Raw genomic sequence first — 17151 nt, 5'->3', positions numbered from 1 at the left:
AATCTAATGATGCCACTGGATCAAAATGGCAAAGCAGCAACGGAGACACCGAAAAAGCTATCGGCTTGATCGTCGGGGTTGTCGAGTTGTACCGACGGTGTAGCCGTAAAGCCAGTCGCTGAGCCGTAGTAGATGAAGACGTTGCCTTCTCTTAGATTGCTTCCGTCGTTATTGTGTCCCATCGCGCCAACGGCAAGATCAGCGTAGCCATCGCCGTTGACATCCCCGAGATTTGCAACGGAAACAGCAAATTGTGAATCGTCCATGGGGCTCGGGTTGTCCATCACAAGTGATGGAGAATCAGTATACACGGTAGCGTTTCCAGAGAAGATATGTGCTTTGCCTTGAATGATGTAGTTATCTTCGTACTCATAGGTGCCTACGATAAAATCAACATTGCCGTCACCGTTGCTATCACCCAATGGGGCAAAGCTTGCACCGAAGCTAGCGAGAAATTGCGAGTCAGGATCGTGCAAACGGAAAGCGGGTGTGGTGGCAATTCCGTTGGCGCCTCCATAGTAGAAAATGACTTGGCCTATAGGATCGGTGACGGAATTGTCGATCTGATAAGGCATACCAATTGCAACATCGCTGAAACCATCGTTATTGACGTCGCCAGCGTAGCGGACACAGTGCCCAAATCCAGAGTCGGCTTCATTGTCAGGATTGTCCAAACGTATCATCGAGCTCTTGGTGATACCGTTTTTGCCCCCCATAAAAATAAAAGCGTTGCCTTCGCCGCCTGCTCCCTGGTCTTCTTGAGGTGCACCGATGATCAGATCGATAAAGCCATCGGCGTTGATATCACCTGCCGACGCCACGCTAAAACCAAAGAGGCTGATAGTTGTCGATTCCGGGATAGTCAGGGTACTAGAAGGCGTAGAAATAGAAATCGTTTGAGCGCCGTGATACAGGTAAGCTTTGCCATTTTGGGCAGTGGCTGTAGTGGCATTGGTGTAATCCGAAGCGCTGATTAAGATATCCGCAAAACCATCCGCGTTGACATCACCGGCGCCTGCTACGGCCCCACCAAAGCGTGATTCCTCAATAGGATCGGGATTTGTAAAGCGCAATGAAGGTGTCGAGCTAAGCCCGGTGGCTGAACCCAGGTACAAAAAAGCGTTGCCCTCAGCTAAGTCTCCGCTGGCGTAGCTTTGGCTTTCCGCGCCGATAACAGCATCGGCGTAGCCATCGCCGTTGACGTCTCCCAGTGCGGCTACCGCTGCTCCGAACTGGCCAGCGCCCGAAGTGTCGGGGTTATCAAGTCTCTGTGCGCTTGATGGTGTAGTGACATAGGCATCGAAACCACTGCTTGTGCCGTAGTAGACAAAGGCGTTGCCTTCATCGAGCTGTGGGTAGTCAAAAAGGCTGGCACCTACCAAAAGGTCGGCGTAGCCATCGCCGTTGTAGTCCGATGCGATACGGCCTACATCAAGATAGTGAATCATCGACCATTCAGAACAGCTGTCTGCTAAACAGGAGCGCACTCGCCAAAAGTAACGTCTACCAACAGGCGCGGTGTTTGATACTTCTAAATTAGCATCGGGCGTGTACTGCGTCGTGTTCGCCGACAGGTCTAACTCAACGGTTGGGTTAGCAAAGGCGCAATCGGTGAAACCAGAAACGCTGCATTCATCGGAAAGCTGGAACTGATAGTGATCAACACCTTTAACTTCGCTCCACCGAAACACGGGTCGAAGTGGATGGACGCCAGCAAAGGAGTTTGGCGTATGCAAGCTTCCTGTTGCAGTGCCATTAAGCGGTGAAAGCAGCCGAGGTGGATCGGCTACAATTGCCGTGCACCCGCTGTCCGGGTTACACCAAAGACCATCATCGCAACTTGAAGCAACTGCAGCAAAGAGACAGCTTCCTGCGAGACACTGACCCACCGCACAGCTTGCTTCAGAGCCGCAATCCGAATCCTCGGTACAGCTCGGCTGTCCACATAACTCCGGGGTCTCGGGACTGCAGCGGGGATCGACACATGCGCCTGACAAACAAGCGAGAAGAATCGGATCGTCAGGGCCGGGGCAAGTTACATTTTGGCAATCGCGAGTGATCACGATGGTGACGGATTGAAGGTCGGCGGTTTTAATTTGAACGGGACGCGCAACAACCGACTCTCCCGAGCCATCAAGAAGAGAGACGCGTACGGTGACAACTTCTGGTTCCACGTTTTCAAACGCGCCAAGCGTGAGGCCCGAAATCAAGTCGGCGTCTTGTGCTGGGACTTGATCGTCAAGCACGCGGTATGCTGTGCCTTCTGCTCCGAGCGCCCCTTCAAACAGTTCCGTACGAACCAAGCTAAACTCGATTCCCGCTACCATGTCGGTTCGAAGTTGAACGCTTAGAGTTTGTGGTGATGGTGATGAACACGAAGAGGTAGCGAGCGTGAATGCTGAGACGATTAGTGCGGGTAGCGCAGAAACAGTTATAGATTTGCCCATTCCCGTATTGTAGTATGGTTTAAAACATACGCAAATATTGAAACGCTAATGTTTATAATTATTATGTTTTTTAGGGAACAAAACCCGAGATGTATATATCGTTGCCGGATTCCCTTCCGACGAAATCACCTTCAATCGCAAAGGTTGAAGCTGTGACTCCCCATAGGAAAAACAAACCGTCTTGTCCCACCGCCATCCTCGGCCCGTTTTCATTGTTTGTTCCGCCGTAGCGCGTTGCAAAGCGAGGCGTTCCGTTGAACTGAAAGCTAGCAAGAAAAATATCAGTTGTTCCTTGTATCCCAGCAGTGAACATATCTCCCAAGCCAAAGTTAATGATGTAGCTAAAGTTCCCAGCGACAAAGATACGACCGTTAGCGTCAAGTGCGAGGCTGGATAAGCTGTCGTCACTCAGTTGTGAGCCAAAACTCTTGGCCCAATAAAGTGATCCGTTGTTGGTATAAAAACTTGCGAGATAAATATTGGAATCCGTCGTGCCTGCGGAGCTTAGGGGACCACCTCCAAAATTGATCGTTCCGCGGTAGTTGCCGCTAGCAACGAGATGACCGTCGTCATCAACGGCAAGTCCCACCGCCTCATCCACGCCGTTAGAGCCCCGCGAAAAGGACCAGTTATGAGTCCCATTGGATTGAAGAAATGATGCAAAGAATAGGTCGGGATCGTCATCACTTGTGATTAGATCACTTCCTCCCAGGTTTGTCTTCGTGTAGTAAGTTCCCGAGAGGTAGACGTTTCCAGAGTTATCGGCGGCGAGGTGTTTTGGAGTCAACGGGTTTCCAAAGTCTTGAAACTTCTTAGCGAAGAAACATGATCCGTCCGCGTCATTGAATCCAGCCAAAAAAGCATCTTTATCCGAATCTGCGGTGAGGATGTGGCCATTTCCAAAATCCACAGAAGTAGTGAAAGCTCCCGCAATAAAAAATCTACCATTCTGTCCGTGCGCTAAAGCTACGCCTGAAACGAAATCGCCATTGTCGATGGTGCGAGACCAGAGATGCCCGCCGTCTGTTGCTTTGAGGCTGGCAACAAACAGGCCGTACCCTTGATCGGGAATGAGCGCTCCACCGCCAAAATCGAGAGAGCCTCCTAAGATGTAACCCATGACAATTAGATTATTCTGACTACCGATAGAAACCGAAACAATTCCCAAAGAAAAGCTATCGGTGAAATAACCTCTTGACCAGCGATGGCTACCGTCCTGTCCTTCAAAACTAGCAATAAATAGGTCTTTATTGGATGTTCCTTGCGCGTCCAAATCAAGTCCGCCAAAGTTAACTTTTCCCTCATAGCTTCCGGACACATAGGTATTTTGCTTTGCATCTATCGAGACATCGTACGAGTTAGCCAAGCCTGACTGAAGCGGGAAGCTCTTCGACCAGCTGTAATTAAGGCACGGATCGCAAATGCTACCACCGCAATCGACATCGAGCTCATCACCGTTGAGCATGTTGTCATCGCAACGAGCCTCGAAACACTTATTTTCTTTGCAGGTTTTTGAAATACAGTCGTCATTGCTCGCGCAGCCCGCGCCATCTGTGCAAGGGCTACAGCTTCCACCGCAATCGGTGTCTGTTTCGTCATAGTCAAAGAGCCCGTCGCTGCAGAAATCAATACAGGCGTTGTCGGGGTGGCACCATTGGTTTTGATTGCAGAGACTATCGTCGCTATAAACCAAGCAAGTATTTTCGATGCATACTGCCGATGAGCAAGAAGAATCAGCTGGACACTCGTCATTCGAGTGGCATTCGGCTACTGGGCAGTATCCAACCGCGTTGGAATTGCACTTCGGATCAACACAGATACCGCCCAAACATGCCGTAAGCGCGGAGTTCGTTCCATCATCCGGACAGCTCACGCCCAAACAGTCTCGGCTAATTACAACGGTGAGACCGAGCGTCCTTACAAAGCTCAACGTTGAGGGGCGCTCGATAACGGAGTTGCCCTTTTTGTCAATCAGTAGCGTAACAAGTTTGATCTCACCCGATGCCAGATCGCGGAATTCCGCAATACGTTTTCCGTTCAGTAAATTATCTTCGCTACTGACTGCTTGCTCAGTCACTAGAAGGCTGCCGTCAGTGGTGCTCAGCTCGGTTCGTACCGTGACAAACTCCGTACCGGGAACCAAGTCAGTTTTTAGATCAATAACGAGTTCGGATGTTGGATCAGAGGCTGAGCATGAACCCAGCAAGTGCAGGCACAAAAAGAAAGCGAAGTAGCGCATGGCGTTCAAGATCATAAATTATAGAGCCTTGCGCCTGTCTGAGCCACTAAACAAGTCAAAGCATTCGGCAGCCATTTGCACCCTCCACTTCGGACTTCGAAAGAGATTGCCATCAAGGAAAGTAGCATATATTTCATATTTATGTAGTATTATCATATAGTTATTCGCAATGCGCGGCTTCCTCGATCGAATAATACCGTTTACAGCTATGTGTTGAAAATGATAGAGATTCCTCGCCGTTAGGGCACCGGGGCAGTAGGTCTGGATTGAAAAAAGATACCACTTGGATAGCAGTGCTATTGAAGTGGGCTTCAGCCTCCCAAGGCATAGGTTGAATGGGAGTTGAGGTTTTTTCGCGGCAACGCGATTTGGAGCGACAAAGTATGCGAAAACACATTCTTTTATGGATATATACTCTAGCGTTTTTGTCTGTGGGTCTAGGTTCTGCCTTGGCACAACACATTACCTTGAACCGATATAAAGCAGCAAAAACTACCAACGATGGCTTTTTTGTTAACCGACCTGATGACCAAGGTCATTTACGCTTTGGCGGTCAATTTCATTTTGACTACGCGAACGATCCTTTAACCGTTCAACGGCCGATTTCACGTGTCAGCAAACAGACCTTTGACGTCGTTGATAACCAATACACGGGACACTTTGTACTATCCCTTGGTTTGATTGACCGTGTGATTCTTTTTGCCGGAGTTCCCGTAATTTTTGGCATGGACGGCGACAGTTCCTATTTGGGATCGGCAGCGGGTGGTTCCGGAATAGGCGATGCCTTTTTCGGTGCGCGTTATCGCATCTTTGGTGAGTCCAAAGACCTTATGGCACTCGCCGCGCAAGCCACTGTAGGTTTGCCAACCGCCAGTTGGTTTGACGACAACCAGAATTTTAGAGGCGAAAACTCTTTGACTGCACATCCTGAGTTGCTCTTTGAGTTGCGTCCTGGGCCCGTTAAGCTCACCGCAAACCTCGGTGTGTTCTTTAGAGAGCATCAAGTGGTTATGGCTCGACACATCAATCACGAGCTGACTTATGCACTGGCTGCCACCGTGCCCATTATTGATGAGGACCAACACCTTGACGCCCATGTTGAATTGTTTGGTAACAAATCGATCGGCGATTTTGACGACGAAATCGAGAGCCATATGGAAATGCTTGGCGGTCTAAAATACCGCAGTGCAGGTGGTATCGCTGTTGGTGCTGCCGGCGGGTTCGGTTTCTTTGATGGTATTGGCGATCCAGATTTTCGTTTAGTCGGTATGGTGGGTTGGACTCAGCCTGCTAAAGCTAAAACAGAAGCGCCAATGGAGACCGGACCGGTCGATAGCGACGGCGATGGCTTGATGGACGATCAAGATGCTTGCGTAAACGAGCCAGAAGACATGGACGGCTTCCAAGACGACGACGGCTGTCCTGACCTTGATAACGATGGCGACGGCGTAAGCGATAGCGACGACGCTGCACCGAACGATCCAGAGGATAAAGACGGCTTCCAAGATGAAGATGGAGCTCCCGATCCTGACAACGACGGTGACCAGTTGCTTGATGGTAGTGACGATTGTCCGAACGAAGCGGGACCTGCTGAAAACCGTGGATGTCCAGATGCCGATCGCGATGGAGATAGCGTTGTTGACCGCATCGATAACTGCCCGGATGAACCAGGCACTGTTGAAAATCATGGTTGCAAGGCAAAGCAAAAGGTAGTGATCCACGGAGATCGTTTGGAGATTCTTGATAAGGTTTTCTTCCAGACGGGCAAAGATAAGATTCAGAATCGTTCCTTTGCATTGCTCAACAACATTGCGTCAGTCCTCAACGGGCACCCAGAAATCAAAAAGGTGCGTGTTGAAGGCCACTCGGATTCCGTAGGTAAGCGTGAGTTTAACGTGGATCTGTCACAACGTCGTGCAGAGGCTGTGGTGAAATATCTCACGGGTAAAGACGTTGATGCATCGCGTCTTGAAGCCAAGGGCTTCGGACCTGATAAGCCCATCGTTGCTGATGCGAAGACAAAAGACGAGCTTGCGCAAAACCGTCGTGTTGAATTCAATATTGTTCAAGACGTCGCTCCAAGCGAAGAGGCTCAACCAGATGCAGCTCCTGCTCCAACAGAAGCGCCTGCGGAGTCAGTTGCAGAATAAGCAGTAGGCGTTGATGCGAAGAAGGCCGCGAAACGATCATGTTTCGCGGCCTTTTTTATGTCAGGTCGGGTTTCTGTGATGGTTCTTAGTTGCTTGGCGCGCTCTGTTGGGCACTCTGGGTGCTTTGCGCGTGGAGTTTGCTGAATCCAAGTTCGCCAGACGGTGCTCGGTCGACCACGATGGTATCTCCTGGCAGGTAACGTCCAGCAAGCAAATCAGCGGCTAAGGGGTTTTCGATATACTTTTGAATCACACGCTTAAGCGGTCTTGCGCCAAAACTTGGATCGTAACCAATCTCCCCCAAGTAATCTTTCGCCGCAGTCGTAACCTGCAGATGCAAATCTTTCGTTGTAAGGCGCTTTTCAAACCGGGCAAGTTGTATATCAACGATAAAGCGAAGTTGTTCTCTATCCAAACGATGGAAGATCACTGTTTCATCAATACGATTTAGAAACTCGGGACGAAAAGCCATGTGCAAATCGCTCATTACTGCTTTACGCATCTCATCGTCATTGTCGATACTCATGATGTGAGAAGAGCCAATGTTTGAGGTTAGGATGATGAGTGTGTTTTTGAAATCTACCGTGCGCCCTTGACCGTCGGTAAGGCGGCCATCATCGAGCACTTGAAGCAGAACGTTCCAGACATCAGGATGTCCTTTTTCGACCTCGTCAAAAAGAACGACACTATAGGGTCTGCGGCGGATTGGCTCGGTAAGCTGCCCGCCCTCTTCGTACCCAACATATCCCGGCGGCGCACCAATCAAACGTGCTACCGCATGCTTTTCCATGTACTCACTCATGTCAAGACGCAGCACAGCACGTTCATCGTCGAACAAAAACTCTGCCAAAGCTTTTGCCAGTTCTGTTTTTCCAACACCGGTCGGTCCAAGAAATAGAAAAGATCCCATCGGTCTATTTTCCTCGCTAAGCCCAGCGCGTGAGCGGCGCACGGCATTGGAAACGGCTACAATTGCATCTTCCTGGCCAATGACACGTAACTTGAGGCGGTCTTCCATTTTCAAGAGTTTGTCGCGTTCGCCCTCAAGCATTTTGTTTACCGGGACACCGGTCCATTTTGAAACAACCTGTGCGATATCTTCCTCGCCCACTTCTTCTTTAAGAAAGCTACCTTCTTGTTGAACATCATCGAGCTTCAGTTGCGCTTCGATGACAGCTTTTTCAGCAGCAGGAATCTCACCATATTGAATGCGCGCCGCAGTCTCTAAATCAGCGGTGCGTTGTGCACGCTCGAGATCGATGCGCAAGGTCTCAACTTCTGCCTTCTTTTTACGAATGCCGTCGATGAGTTCTTTTTCTCGTAGCCATTGACCGCGCATGTGCTTCTTTTTGTCATTCAAGGTCACAAGCTCGTGATCGAGTTCGGCTAAACGCTTTTTGCTGATTTCATCTTTTTCTTTTTTTAGAGCTTGTTTTTCGATTTCAAGCTGCATGATTTTACGTTCGACCACATCAATCTCGTGGGGAACAGAGTCAATCTCCATCTTGAGCTTTGATGCCGCTTCATCGACGAGATCGATAGCCTTATCTGGCAAAAATCTGTCTGAGATGTAGCGATCCGAAAGCAGTGCCGCTGCCACTAGCGCAGAATCGTTGATGCGAATTCCGTGATGTACTTCATAACGCTCTTTGAGACCGCGCAAAATACCGATGGTGTCCTGTACGCTGGGCTCTCCTGCAAATACCGGCTGAAAGCGACGTGCAAGAGCAGCATCTTTTTCGATATGTTTGCGGTATTCATCCAGTGTTGTGGCCCCAATGCAGCGCAGCTCACCACGCGCCAAAGCGGGTTTGAGCATATTGCTTGCATCCATCGCACCCTCGGCAGCTCCGGCTCCGACAAGCGTATGAAGCTCATCAATAAATACGACAATCTTGCCTTCGGCAGCTTGGATTTCTTTGAGTACGGCCTTGAGTCGGTCTTCAAATTCACCGCGGTATTTAGCCCCAGCTAGCATGGCACCAAGATCAAGGGCTAACAAACGCTTTCCTTTTAGAGTCTCTGGTACATCCCCTTGCATGATGCGCTGGGCAATGCCTTCGACAATAGCTGTTTTTCCAACCCCAGGCTCCCCGATAAGTACCGGGTTGTTTTTCGTGCGTCGCGATAGCACTTGCATCACGCGCCGGATTTCTTCATCACGCCCGATGACAGGATCAATTTTCCCCTTTTGAGCGTCCGCAGTTAAGTCATGTGTGTACTTTTCAAGCGCTTGATATTTACCTTCAGGCTCCGGATCCGTCACTTGCGTCGATCCGCGCACTTGTTTGATCGCTTCTAAAAGACGATGACGATCTAAACCGTGGGACTTAAACAGATCTGCGACCGCCCCTTTGCTTTTTTGCATGGCCAAAAGCACATGTTCTGCCGAAGAGTACTCATCTTTGAGCGCTTCGGTTTCTTTCCAAGTATCTGTGAGAATGTCACGCAAGCCGCGCGAAAGGGCAGGCTCTGCACCGCCTTGAACTTTGGGCAACTTCTCGATGCTCTCTTTGAGTGTGGAGCGAAGTTGCTCTAGTGCCAAGCCAGCTTTTTGCAGGATAGCGCTCGCAACCCCCTGCTCTTGCTCAAGTAGCGAGAGTAGAAAATGTTGACTCTGAAGTTCTGGATTCCCTTTTTCTACGGCAAGCTGCTGCGCAGCAAGCAATGCTTCCCGTGTTTTGCTCGTTAGTCTGTCCATTCGCATACTTTCAAACTAACCATGCTTTAGGCCTTTGCAAGGGATCTCAGAGCCGGTACAATCTAAGAGTTAATCATGTCCGATCGCCGCGAACGACGCCTCTCAGGCCGCTTTAACCTCTGGTTTTACTTGGATTTTTACCGTGAAACTGGGGACAACAAATGTGCTGGTATTTGCTACGACATCAGCACCACCGGCATGATGATTGGCAGCTCCGAGAAGCTCGTGGTGGGCGAAAACTTACATTTGCGTTTCAGGGTGATGCCAGAGCACTTCAACGATGCGGCTGTATCTGCATCGCCAATTCGAGTCCTTGAAAACCCTTACGACACCACGGGTACTTGGCCACATTTGAGCGCCATTCAGTTTGATGAACCCTTCCCAGAACTTGAACCGCTTTTGCAAATTGCTGCGCAATCCGACAAAGTTAAACGCTAGCTGATAACGGCATCAAGTTCGGCACCATCGAACAAGATGAGGCCTTTTTGTTCGAACCGAGCAAGATCGCTCGATTGAGGCGCTGAAAAGTAACTACCAGCATCTTGCTGCGGCATAGAAGTTGCTTTGCCGGTAGCTTCTATCTGCTGTACAGCTTGAGCCACAAGATGTTGGCTCGCTGGATAAAGACGCAGCACATTGTGCAAATAAGATGCATTTGCTTGCAGCGCGATAGACCGTTGCGCAATAACCGCACCGGTATCGATGCTTGAATCAGCAATGTAGTGAAGGGTTGCGCCGATTTCTTTTTCCTGAGCGAGCATGGCCCAAAACGTCGCCATCACGCCACGATACTGAGGCAGCAAACCCGAATGAAGATTGATCACGCCAAAACGTGCAAGAGCGATAGCCTCATCTCTCAAAATGCGGCGATAGCGGCAAGATACGATCAAATCCGGCTTGAAGCGACTTATCGCTGCATGGCCCTGATCAGAGTTAGGATTCTTCAATATCGCAACCGGATGGCCTGTGCGCTTGGCCAGTGCTTGAAAGCCATAGGGCCCCTGCCGACGAGCTTTTGCATCAAGCACTTCACATAGCTGGCTTTCGTAGCGCGCGAGCTCAACAAGAGCGGCAGGTGTGTCCGCTTTGGGCGATGGTTGCGCAGAAAGCATAATGCGCAGTTCATGCGCTTTGAGAGCATCGGCAATCAAACTGAGACCCAGGTTACTTGCGATCTCATAATGACCAAGCAGTAAAATTCTCATAACTCTCCCATCGGGCTTAGATCAAAGGGATTCCTTCCACACCTTGTCTAATTCCAGCTGCTTTAGGCCGTATTCGGCGAAATAGCGTCAGTCTTAGTCTTGACAGAGCTTATCTCAAGAGTAGGTTGCTTTGCTATGAATAAAAGTGCCCTGCAATTGTACCTTGATCAAAACGCTTCCAAAGCCCATGCCGGAGCGGCTTCATTTTATGCGGCCCTTGATCAAGTCGCAACCGTTTCACCGAGTATTAGTAAAGCTATTGCCCAGGAGCTTGCCGATCAACGTAGTCATCTCAAGCTCATCGCCAGCGAGAACTACTGCTCACTTGCAACACAGCTTGCAAGTGCAAACCTGTTCACAGACAAGTACGCCGAAGGTTTTGCGGGCCATCGCTTTTATGCAGGTTGTGAAAATGTCGACACGGTTGAAAGCGAGGCTTGCCAACTTGCTTGCGAGCTTTTTGGTGCAGAACATGCCTACGTACAGCCGCATTCGGGCGCGGATGCTAACATGGTGGCCTTTTTCGCGATTCTATCCGCGCGCGTTCAAGCACCGCTGCTCGAGACTTTGAATCAAAGTGATTTGTATAAACTTAGTGACAAAGAGTGGCAGAATTTTCGCGCGCAGTTTAACAACCAGCGACTGCTTGCACTCAACTACTATGCCGGTGGACACCTTACCCATGGCTATCGGCACAATGTTTCGAGCCGATTATTTCAGGTCTCACATTACGGGGTGGACTCCAGTACGGGCTTGGTTGACATGGATGCTCTTGCTAAACAAGCCAAGGAAGTCAAGCCTCTCGTGTTATTGGCTGGTTACAGCGCGTATCCGCGTAAACTCAACTTCGCGAAGATGAGGCAGATTGCCGATGACGTCGGCGCGGTGCTCATGGTGGATATGGCTCATTTCGCCGGACTCGTTGCAGGTAAAGTCTTTACCGGTGATTTTGATCCTGTGCCCCACGCACATGTTGTCACATCGACCACGCATAAAACATTGCGCGGACCGCGTGGTGGTTTGGTGCTATGCAAAAACGAATTTGCTGAATGGGTCGATAAAGGCTGCCCTGCCGTGCTCGGTGGACCCTTACCGCATGTCATGGCTTCCAAAGCCATCGCTTTTCGAGAAGCGCTCAAGCCGGAATTTAAAACGTATGCGCAAAGCATCGTCGATAACTCTCAAGCACTGGCGGTATCGCTAAAAGACGAGGGCATCCCTGTGCTTACAGGAGGCACTGACAATCACATTGTGCTTGTCAATGTAAGCGAAGGCTTTGGTCTAACGGGCCGTCAAGCCGAAACAGCGCTGCGTGAGTGCAGGTTGACACTCAATCGCAATTCGCTGCCAAACGATCCAAACGGCGCATGGTACACGAGTGGTTTAAGGCTTGGAACAGCAGCGGTCAGTACGATCGGTATGACCGCCGATGACATGAAAGAAATCGCGAGCATTACAAAACTCGTTCTTTCAAATACCAAAGCAGTCATCGTTGCCAAGGGCGAGCGCAAGGGCCAAAAGAGCCTGGCGAAGTATACGCTTGATGAGAGTGTAAAGAAGCAGGCACAAGAACGCGTAGCTAAACTGATGGAATTACATCGCCCGTATCCAGAACTCGATCTGCAGATTCTCCAAGAAGCCAAGCTGTTGTCGTAGCAGATCAAAGGCCATATTTTAACTCGAGATGGAGACAGCGGTCTCCATAATATCGTATCGACCTGTAGGACAAGGTCGCATGAAAAAGCCACTTTTCCAGAAAAAGTGAGGCACGGGCTCTTTGGTACTGTTTTTGCAGCGCAAGCTACTCAGAGCAAGGTGATGCGAAAAGATAGACGACGACTCCAACTGATGGTTGTGTTGATTTTAGGCCTACAGATGATGGCTTGTGCCGTTGAAAGTAAAGCGACGGAGCTTGATACGGACGATGAAGCTCTTTTGAATCTGTGCCAAGAAGACAATTATCCAAGCTGTGAAGAGCTATGGAACGATACGCGGACCGCCTATATACGTAGCGCAACATCGGTGCTGTTGGCATACCCTGAACTTAGCGGGACCCCTCGCGACAAAATCGATGCGCTGCTAGATGCGTTTGACAACGACAGAGTCGGTGATGGCGAAACAGATACCTGGAGCATACTTGCAAGCTTGTGGGATCTCTATGGTGCAGAGTTTTCAGACAATTTTGCTGATCCAATGCAACAGCCCTGGACCGTGGAAAAGAGCACGCATAATTCAGGTTGGCCCTTTTGTTCGTCAAAGCGCGTGTATCATTTTGAAGAAGGTAGCGAGGGTACTTACAACAATATCGAACTTGTACAAATCAACTATCAACGAGCTGATTATCAAGTTCTAGAATGTCCAAAGGACATGTAAGCGGTCATCGAATAAAAGCTACCGTTTGAAGGCGAAAACGCCCATTAGCCTTTCTCGTTAACTATCTAAATCTAGCTTCGCGGTTTGACACATGCGGACAAGGGGTCTACAAAGCCCGTGCAGTTTTCTGCAGCGAAAGGGCAATTTTTACATGGCAGGCTATCTATTTTCATCCGAATCCGTAACTGAAGGGCATCCAGACAAAATTTGTGATGCGATTTCAGACAGCGTCTTGGACGCTATCCTTAAACAAGACAAACATGCTCGCGTAGCTGCGGAGACCATGGTCAAAACCGGCTATGCCATCGTAGCTGGTGAGGTGACGACACAAGCTTGGATTGACTTAGCCGAAATCGTTCGAGGCACTGTTCGTGAGATTGGCTATACCGATTCATCGATGGGTTTCGATGCAGACACCTGTGCGGTGCTCAACGCGATTGAAAAACAGTCCCCAGATATTTCACAAGGTGTGAGCGAAGGCGAAGGGATGTACAAAGATCAAGGCGCTGGTGACCAAGGCCTGATGTTTGGCTTTGCTGTCAATGAGACCAAAGAGCTTATGCCAATGCCAATCATGTTGGCTCACAAGCTTGCGAAAAAGCTCGCAACGGTTCGTAAAAAGAACGTGGTTGATTTCTTGCGACCCGATGGCAAAAGCCAAGTGACTGTTGAATACGATCAGCAAGGCAAGCCAAGTCGAATTGATGCAGTAGTTATTTCAACTCAGCATGCCGATGGCATCAAACACAAAACGATCAAAGAAGCTGTGATGGAGGAAGTCATTAATCCAGTGCTTCCAGCTAGCATGGTTGACAGCAAAACAAAGTACTGGATCAATCCAACGGGGCGTTTTGTCGTGGGCGGTCCTTATGGTGATGCTGGTCTTACCGGTCGTAAGATCATTGTTGATACCTACGGCGGCATGGGTCGACATGGCGGAGGTGCTTTCAGTGGTAAAGATCCTTCGAAGGTCGATCGCAGTGCTGCTTATTTTGCTCGCTATGTAGCTAAGAACATTGTGGCGGCAGGCCTTGCACGTCGTTGTGAAGTGCAGGTTGCCTACGCCATTGGTGTGGCTAAGCCTGTGGGTGTTTATGTTTCAACCTTTGGCACCGGTGTTGTCGACGATGAAAAGATCGCAAAAACCGTATCCAAGATCTTTGATTTCCGCCCCAAGGCTATCATTGACACCCTTGATTTGTTGCGACCCATCTATCGCGCTACCGCAGCGTACGGCCATTTTGGACGCAACGAAAAAGGCTTCACCTGGGAGCAAACGGATCGCGCTGATGAGCTTGCAAAGTTGTTGCTTCCAAAAGGTGCAGCTGGCAGCAAAACATCTGGCAAGGCAAACGGCAAAGGCAGCAAAGCTGTTCATAGCAGCGCAAGCATGTAGGCGAAGTAAATTTAGAGCAGTAAAAAAGCCCAATACGTTGAACTCGTATTGGGCTTTTTGTTTGAGATTTTTCGAGCGCTCTGACTGAAAAGTATTGAGCCGAGATCGTAAAGTGAAGGCGTGAGCCACAGCGAGGCGGATCAATCCTTTCCGATCAAAGCGCTCGTCTTATTCAAAGGGATTGGAAGGGATCTCTTTGGCCTCTTCTTTACGAGTTGGTGCAGGTTCGGCCACCGTTTCCTTTTGCTCTGGAACGGGTTCAGTAGCAGGTTTGCTTTGCTCGGCTGAGGCTTCTGGTTCCGGCTTCACCACGGGTGGTTGGGCTGGGGTCTCAGTAACTTTCTTTTGATCGCTTTGCTCAGTTGTGTTTGCAGGAGGACTTGGTTTTGTTGCCGGCTCAGTTGGCTGAGCTGCTCCGCGGGGATGCATTTCTAGAATAAGGCTGTGTTTCATTTTGCCGTTTTCTTCGGTAAAATCGTCCAATTCCAGCACTTTTTCTTCAGGTAAAAAACCAGGCTTTAAGCGCGTACTAGGAACTTATTTCTAACAAAACCAAGATTCAATTTCGCTGGGGTTGCTTTATGGCGACCCAATGCCCAGATTGTTGCCCCACGTGGAATCGTGGTCACATCCAAGAAGAAAGGCAGAGGAGCAAGCTTTACTTTGACGGTCTCGCCTTCTTTTGCAGAAGTAAGTTTACGAAGCACGGTGGCATGTGCTGGAAGCTTGAAAGAAACAGTGACTTCTTTGTCTTTGGGTAATGCAAGCGTTATCGGCGTAAGTCCTCTTTCGATACCATCGACCCGAATAACAGCACCTGTTGGATTGCTCTGTAAGGCAACGGATACAGTTGGGCCCTGTACCGTGTTGTTTTTTGTCGCTTCTTTCTTCCCCGATGTCTCGTTAGCCGAGGGGATTTGTTCTTTAGGAGCGCCAAACGCGGCCGATGTTTCTGCTTCGGGAGCAAAATCCGGATCGACATCCGCAGTGCTGTCTTGATCGTGTTGAGACCACCAAAGCCCCACGCCGGCGATCACGATAACAGCGAACGCAAACGCCACAGGCTTCCAATGCATCGGAAGCTTGACGGGACTTTCATCTCGAGGAAAAGATGATGAGCGTTGCGCGGCCCTTGAAGATAGCCTGTTGTGGTTAGAGGGTGCAACCGCAACGACTGGACTTGATGGAGATCCTTGAAACACGCCGGTCGACTCATCTTCAAATACGCCGGATTCTTCACGAGAAGCGCCAAACAAACCACCGTAATCTTCGTACGCTACAGTTCCAGTGGATTTTAAAGCATGATCAGGGCTCGGTGGAACGGAAGTTCGATGCGATGATGGTCTTGAAGAAGAAGTATTTGTTAGAGCTGCGGCCACGGCTCGTTGACGCTCGAGTTCTTCGCTGCGCCGACGTGCTTCCCATGCTTGTCGTTCTGCTTCGGCGGCTGTTTTTGGATCGCCTCCGGCTTCGGCTACAGCAGAGGCTAAGAACTGGCTCGCATGGCGCACCTGCGTACGATCTTCAAGTGGTGGTAGTTCGGATTCAGGTGTAGTGCTGGGGAAAAACGGAGCTTGATCTTTTACCTTTGCAAAGCTCTGGCGCCCAGCTCCTGTTGGTGGTGGTGCATGCGTGGCGCCAGTTTCAAAAGCAGCCGGTTGTTGACCACGTGGAGCCACAATGCGCTCGACAAGGGCACGGCTTTGCGGATCCATTTTTATGAACTTAACACCCATTCCAGGAGGCTTGTCCGGTTCGGATGCTTGCTCAGGCATACGCATCCAAACCACGCGCCCGACACCTTGGATCAAACGTGACTCATCTTTGAGCTGAAATTCAAACTTGAGCAGTGTGCCAACTGGCATCGGACTCTTTGACTTAATGAAAAGTCCACCGCGAGAAATATCGATACTGTATTGCTCTATGAATTGATCAACGGTTGCGCTTTTAAAACGTACTTTTAGGGAAACTGGGGCACGTCTATCTTTGCGCGTATCTGCCATCGACTCCTCAAAAGGTCAGAATTCTGTGCTCCAACATCGCAAGGAGCATACTCAAACTCTATGGTACTGGGATGAGACGAAAAGCTCAATCATCTTGCTATCACTGAGGAGCTGCCCTGCGTTGTCGAGGCGGTTGACTGGCTTTTACGCCATGGCCAAGTCGGCTGGCATGGGGGCCAAAACGCTCGTGGAGCTCGGGAGCCACTTGGAGCAAGGGAATCAGCGCAAAGGGCCGGTGTATTAGGCCTGGATGGGGCAGTTGTAGCTTTTCAGAGTGCAAATTTAGGCCTTCAGCCCACAGAATATCCAGATCAATCGTGCGAGGCCCCCATTTTTGAAAGCGCCGACGTCCTAGCCTCTTTTCCACGAGATTCAGGGCTCTAAGCAGCTCAAATACCGGTAACGTGCTTCTTAAGCGCAGTGCGGCGTTACAATAAGGTGGCTGTTTGGGGCCAAGCGCTTTGGACTCCAACACAGGTGAGATTTCAAGCACCTGACAGCCAGCTAGGCCGTTTATCAGCTTTGCGGCACCTAAAATACTTTGGTAGCGCTGGCCCAGATTGGAACCCAAACCCACAATAAAAAGACGACCTCGCATGGCTAGGTGCATCGCATAGCTAGAGCCGACTGTCATCAG

Annotated in this window: 12 protein-coding genes; 5 read left to right on the top strand and 7 right to left on the bottom strand. The window is 49.9% G+C overall.

From position 1 onward, the window contains the following. Positions 1–20: 20 nt before the first annotated feature. Both IPJ88_03405 and IPJ88_03400 read right to left on the bottom strand, forming a co-directional pair. Positions 21–2447, bottom strand: coding sequence for a VCBS repeat-containing protein (locus IPJ88_03405; protein ID QQR90797.1), 2427 nt, complete (start codon positions 2445–2447; stop codon positions 21–23). A gap of 70 nt (positions 2448–2517) precedes the next feature. Then, positions 2518–4686 (bottom strand): hypothetical protein, encoded by a 2169-nt coding sequence (locus tag IPJ88_03400; GenBank protein ID QQR90796.1) that lies wholly within the window; start codon positions 4684–4686, stop codon positions 2518–2520. A 335-nt stretch (positions 4687–5021) separates the two neighbouring features. On the opposite strand from IPJ88_03400, the gene IPJ88_03395 reads away from it, so the two are divergent. Then, positions 5022–6836, top strand: a complete 1815-nt coding sequence (locus tag IPJ88_03395) for an OmpA family protein (protein QQR90795.1) — start codon at positions 5022–5024, stop codon at positions 6834–6836. Positions 6837–6921: 85 nt separating this feature from the next. Here IPJ88_03395 and clpB read toward each other — a convergent pair whose 3' ends face one another. Then, the gene (clpB, locus tag IPJ88_03390; GenBank protein QQR90794.1) at positions 6922–9543 is read right to left on the bottom strand and encodes an ATP-dependent chaperone ClpB; all 2622 of its coding nucleotides are present in this window, start codon (positions 9541–9543) and stop codon (positions 6922–6924) included. A gap of 69 nt (positions 9544–9612) precedes the next feature. Between clpB and IPJ88_03385 the strand changes: the two genes are divergently transcribed. After that, the gene (locus IPJ88_03385; protein QQR90793.1) at positions 9613–9975 is read left to right on the top strand and encodes a PilZ domain-containing protein; all 363 of its coding nucleotides are present in this window, start codon (positions 9613–9615) and stop codon (positions 9973–9975) included. Here the strand turns inward: IPJ88_03385 and IPJ88_03380 are convergent. Then, positions 9972–10742 (bottom strand): formyl transferase, encoded by a 771-nt coding sequence (locus IPJ88_03380; protein QQR90792.1) that lies wholly within the window; start codon positions 10740–10742, stop codon positions 9972–9974. The two genes, IPJ88_03385 and IPJ88_03380, sit on opposite strands and share 4 nt — an antisense overlap. A gap of 135 nt (positions 10743–10877) precedes the next feature. On the opposite strand from IPJ88_03380, the gene IPJ88_03375 reads away from it, so the two are divergent. The 3 genes from IPJ88_03375 (at position 10878) to IPJ88_03365 (ending at position 14511) form a co-directional block, all read left to right on the top strand. After that, positions 10878–12398, top strand: coding sequence for a glycine hydroxymethyltransferase (locus tag IPJ88_03375; protein ID QQR90791.1), 1521 nt, complete (start codon positions 10878–10880; stop codon positions 12396–12398). 159 nt (positions 12399–12557) lie between these two features. Next, a complete protein-coding gene (locus IPJ88_03370; GenBank protein QQR90790.1) occupies positions 12558–13115 on the top strand; it encodes a hypothetical protein in 558 nt (185 codons plus the stop codon). 151 nt (positions 13116–13266) lie between these two features. Then, on the top strand, positions 13267–14511 hold the full coding sequence (locus tag IPJ88_03365) for a methionine adenosyltransferase (protein ID QQR90789.1): 1245 nt from the start codon (positions 13267–13269) through the stop codon (positions 14509–14511). Between the two features lie 168 nt (positions 14512–14679). Here IPJ88_03365 and IPJ88_03360 read toward each other — a convergent pair whose 3' ends face one another. From IPJ88_03360 to folK, 3 genes are all read right to left on the bottom strand, one after another. After that, positions 14680–14994, bottom strand: a complete 315-nt coding sequence (locus IPJ88_03360) for a hypothetical protein (GenBank protein ID QQR90788.1) — start codon at positions 14992–14994, stop codon at positions 14680–14682. Between the two features lie 35 nt (positions 14995–15029). Beyond that, positions 15030–16514 (bottom strand): TIGR02266 family protein, encoded by a 1485-nt coding sequence (locus IPJ88_03355; protein ID QQR90787.1) that lies wholly within the window; start codon positions 16512–16514, stop codon positions 15030–15032. A gap of 100 nt (positions 16515–16614) precedes the next feature. After that, entirely contained in the window at positions 16615–17148 is a 534-nt protein-coding gene (gene folK / locus IPJ88_03350) for a 2-amino-4-hydroxy-6-hydroxymethyldihydropteridine diphosphokinase (GenBank protein ID QQR90786.1), read from the bottom strand. Positions 17149–17151: the final 3 nt, after the last annotated feature.

The sequence above is a fragment of the Myxococcales bacterium genome (genome assembly GCA_016699535.1).
GTDB lineage: Bacteria > Myxococcota_A > Polyangia > Polyangiales.
The sequence above is the reverse complement of the archived record's forward strand: the minus strand, read 5'-3'. Positions and strand labels throughout refer to the sequence as shown.

Coding starts and splice junctions, on each gene's coding strand:
- IPJ88_03405 (QQR90797.1), bottom strand. CDS start 2,447: ATGGGCAAATCTATAACTGTTTCTGCGCTACCCGCACTAATCGTCTCA.
- IPJ88_03400 (QQR90796.1), bottom strand. CDS start 4,686: ATGCGCTACTTCGCTTTCTTTTTGTGCCTGCACTTGCTGGGTTCATGC.
- IPJ88_03395 (QQR90795.1), top strand. CDS start 5,022: ATGGGAGTTGAGGTTTTTTCGCGGCAACGCGATTTGGAGCGACAAAGT.
- clpB (QQR90794.1), bottom strand. CDS start 9,543: ATGCGAATGGACAGACTAACGAGCAAAACACGGGAAGCATTGCTTGCT.
- IPJ88_03385 (QQR90793.1), top strand. CDS start 9,613: ATGTCCGATCGCCGCGAACGACGCCTCTCAGGCCGCTTTAACCTCTGG.
- IPJ88_03380 (QQR90792.1), bottom strand. CDS start 10,742: ATGAGAATTTTACTGCTTGGTCATTATGAGATCGCAAGTAACCTGGGT.
- IPJ88_03375 (QQR90791.1), top strand. CDS start 10,878: ATGAATAAAAGTGCCCTGCAATTGTACCTTGATCAAAACGCTTCCAAA.
- IPJ88_03365 (QQR90789.1), top strand. CDS start 13,267: ATGGCAGGCTATCTATTTTCATCCGAATCCGTAACTGAAGGGCATCCA.
- IPJ88_03355 (QQR90787.1), bottom strand. CDS start 16,514: ATGGCAGATACGCGCAAAGATAGACGTGCCCCAGTTTCCCTAAAAGTA.
- folK (QQR90786.1), bottom strand. CDS start 17,148: ATGACAGTCGGCTCTAGCTATGCGATGCACCTAGCCATGCGAGGTCGT.